This window comes from Candidatus Arsenophonus triatominarum (assembly GCF_001640365.1).
Classification (GTDB): Bacteria; Pseudomonadota; Gammaproteobacteria; order Enterobacterales; family Enterobacteriaceae; genus Arsenophonus; species Arsenophonus triatominarum.
Window position 1 is genome coordinate 1 of record NZ_LWMI01000046.1, and the last position, 3,118, is coordinate 3,118.

6 protein-coding genes and 1 pseudogene are annotated in these 3,118 nt (G+C 48.9%); all 7 read right to left on the reverse strand.

Annotated features, from left to right (window positions below; translation table 11 throughout):
• Positions 1-381: phage neck terminator protein (locus tag AYJ55_RS21080; protein ID WP_074168185.1), on the reverse strand; the 381-nt coding region annotated here is incomplete at its 3' end.
• Complete coding sequence (locus tag AYJ55_RS21085) at positions 378-761, reverse strand: hypothetical protein (protein ID WP_245677501.1); 384 nt, start codon at positions 759-761, stop codon at positions 378-380. The genes AYJ55_RS21085 and AYJ55_RS21080, both read right to left, overlap by 4 nt.
• Positions 745-1,212 carry a hypothetical protein gene (locus tag AYJ55_RS21090; RefSeq protein ID WP_063653390.1) on the reverse strand — a complete coding sequence of 156 codons (468 nt, stop codon included), beginning with the start codon at positions 1,210-1,212 and terminating at the stop codon, positions 745-747. Before AYJ55_RS21090 ends, AYJ55_RS21085 begins: the two co-directional genes overlap by 17 nt.
• Positions 1,212-1,631, reverse strand: coding sequence for a DUF4054 domain-containing protein (locus AYJ55_RS21095; protein ID WP_063653388.1), 420 nt, complete (start codon positions 1,629-1,631; stop codon positions 1,212-1,214). Before AYJ55_RS21095 ends, AYJ55_RS21090 begins: the two co-directional genes overlap by 1 nt.
• A gap of 1 nt (position 1,632) precedes the next feature.
• A complete protein-coding gene (locus tag AYJ55_RS21100; RefSeq protein ID WP_063657801.1) occupies positions 1,633-1,821 on the reverse strand; it encodes a hypothetical protein in 189 nt (62 codons plus the stop codon).
• A 126-nt stretch (positions 1,822-1,947) separates the two neighbouring features.
• Positions 1,948-2,310, reverse strand: a complete 363-nt coding sequence (locus AYJ55_RS33890) for a hypothetical protein (RefSeq protein ID WP_245677502.1) — start codon at positions 2,308-2,310, stop codon at positions 1,948-1,950.
• 321 nt (positions 2,311-2,631) lie between these two features.
• Positions 2,632-3,118: pseudogene (locus tag AYJ55_RS33895) on the reverse strand (hypothetical protein); the annotation flags it as partial.

Here is a 3,118-nt window from a genome sequence, read left to right on the forward strand (position 1 = left end):
CATACTGGTCTGCAAAGCAGCACTGGCATAAAGTGGAGCAAGACGTTCATCCAGCGCCTTGATTCGGGAATAGCCGTAATCAGAAGCAAACAATGTTTCAACACGAATGGATCGGTCACCGGCATTTTCACCGTAAATGTCGAGCTGAATATCAGCTTGCCTTACTTCAGTCCAGTTCATCGTACTGGTTTGAGGGTTTCCGCTGTCATGGGCAATCCCTCTCGCCGCCGACAGCCGGATAAATCGTAATGGCGTGAGAACACAGAAGATATCGCTCGGCATGGGATTCCGGTTATCCTGAGCCTGCCAGACCGTACCTGCAATCGGTTCAATGAAATCGGCCAACGTGTCAATGACCTGATTGACCGTATAATCATTCATCCCCCCTCCCTGTCCGTTTGGAGACACACTAACAGCCGACACCAGTCCGGCCACAATTCAAGCGGTTCAATCACCAGCCAGGTATCCCCCTCAATGAGGAATAAATCGCCACCGGTCTGTTGTTTTCGGTTAACCGACCAGAAGTTTCCGTTAACGTGAATCGATTTGAATATGCCGTGGATATTCAATCCGTCCACATGCTGCAAATCCCCTTTCGACAGGGGTTGCAACTGAATGACGATATGTTCATCGGGAAGGTATTTGGGGATGCGTGTCCGGCCTTCACCGACTGTCCAACCATCAGAACGGCGGACTATTGCAGCAATATCAGGGTTAACGGCTCGAATAGCCGAACGAGTGAGATTATGAAGATTCATCATCCACCACCACCCAGTATTTGACTGACTCCAGCATGTGATGTGTATCAACCAGCGGTTTGTCAGTGAAGTTTTTTGGTTTGTGAGTCCGGTGCTTTCTCACATAAAGCGTGGTTTCAGAAAGCGGCGGATCGGTGAGTGTCAATATTGAATCTTTAATATTGCTGACGACTTTTTCACCTAATAATTCCGCCGCTTCTTTAGCATTAACACCGGCGCGCATGGACGACGCCAGATAGGTTGACCAGTCTTTTTGATGGGCTGAAATAGCGTTACGGAAGAAAGGGCGCGGTGGCTGGTTATTCCCAGGATTGCCAAATTCGTTCATGTAAGCCACTTCAGCAACCCGACGGCCTTCTGGATAGCTTACCTCTTTTGGAAAGCCGACTTTCAACGTCAGGTCATTAAGCTGCTTTTCCTGTGCGTCCAGAAACGCTTTTATCTTCCCCGCCATCAACTGCACCCCACCTCAATACCTGGGAAATAGGCAAACATCCGGTAGGGCTTGGTCAGTTGCCAAAAAAGCTGTCCCCACTTTGATTGGAAATACCAGGCTTGCGAGTAAGGCAATCCCTGCCCGACATCAAGCGACACGGAGACACTGCCTTCTGCTGCATTCGCAACCCGACCAATCATACCTGACACCCCTGACCCGTTTCCGTTATCATCGCCAAAGGTGATATCACAAAGATGGGCCGTCAGCAGATAAAGCAAACTTTTTCGCTTTGGGATAGCCTGCTCCAGCGAAAAATTTGCGTTATCGAACAAAGCCTGAGCAAAATCAAATAGCATTTTCAACTGCTCATCCTTGACCTTGCGGTAGAGGGGATATTGTTCTCTGAATTCAAAAACATCAAACGCCACCACAGCCATATTATGCCTCCGTGGGTTTGACGGTTGCCTTTTTCGGGTTAATCGGTTCTAAACCGGTTTTGACCTGTGCTCTTTCCTTAGCGGCTGAGGAAAAACTTTTTTGATCAGTGACCTTGAAGATTAACCCCTTTTCGATAAATCCCGCCTGCGCGTAGGTTTTTGAAAATACATTGAACCACGCCTCATCCACGCCTTCGGTTATGCCAAAACCGCCATAAATGGCGCAAGCGTTAGCCCTTTCAATTCAATAGTCTCATTCTTCACGGTGGCTTTCAGTCCATGGGGAGTTTACAGCCGACAATAATTTTTCCCATAATCATATCCCCAACATTTGAGCAAAAAGCATGGGTTGTGTGATCACCGTGCCATACGTACTGGCCGCCACTTTCTGCGACCAGCTTGAGTGTTGCTGAAGAAGCGGAAATGCCCGATATTTTTGCGAATTCGCCACATAGCAAACAGGCTGTCCCTGATAGCTGCGCACGAACATCTGTATTAACTCACCGGCATCGGTACTCAATTGTGGAGCCGTTTCAATGCGTAGATTGGGGAACGCTTTTTTGATCAAGTCCTCAAGCGAGGTGGCCATGATTTCATTAGACGATTTGAGATACACAGAGGCTTTGTTTGACAATACCAGCGTCAGGGAGGAAGCCATATCGACACCGTCACCGACCACCCCATTCGTTCGTCCTACCAGGTCACTGTAGAGTGCCAAAATATCGTCTGTAACGCTGCTGGATGGATTTATCTTCCATTTCGTTTTACCACTCACCTTGGTTGGTGTGATCGGCGTGGGAAGCTGAGGGTTATTTAATGCGCCGTAGTTAACGCCTTCAACCCAAAAAAGGCAAACCGGTTGTAATCCTGGTTAATCGTGTTGGCGGCTGCCATCTGTTTTTCAGCAGCATAGTTGATCATCGCCAGTCCCATGCGGGCGGCTTCAAGGTCACCGTAGGTAATCATTGTTTGAAAACGATATTGGCGAACATTATTCCACTCAACGTTGACCTGGTTTGCCCCGTTGTCGTTGTAGTCGCCGTAGGACGAAATATGACCACTGTATTCCGTACGCGGGATCATCCAATAATCCTGCTCCCAGCCCAATAGTGCGCTCCCCATAAATTTTCAGTGGCACGGGTGGGGGCAAATACTGTTCGAATAACGTTCGGATCGATACCCCCCGCCACAATCGCGGGAATGCCCCGTTTGCGATAGTCGACGGCTGGGCGTCATTGGCCAGATACAGTCGGTTGACTGAAGGGGGTAACGTCACCCCTCCTTCTTTAGCCCGTTTCATCAGGGCGGGAAAATCATTGTGTGATAATTGCGCCATTGCATTAACTCCGGCTTGACATAATAAAATTTCACCCACCGCGGCGGCGGTCATGACTTTAAAGGGGGTTTCGATAAATCCTGCTTTCGTCTCACCTGCTTCGTCGGTTTCAATCGTGCCGTCGGCCAGTTTTGCATAAACTTTTTGGCCG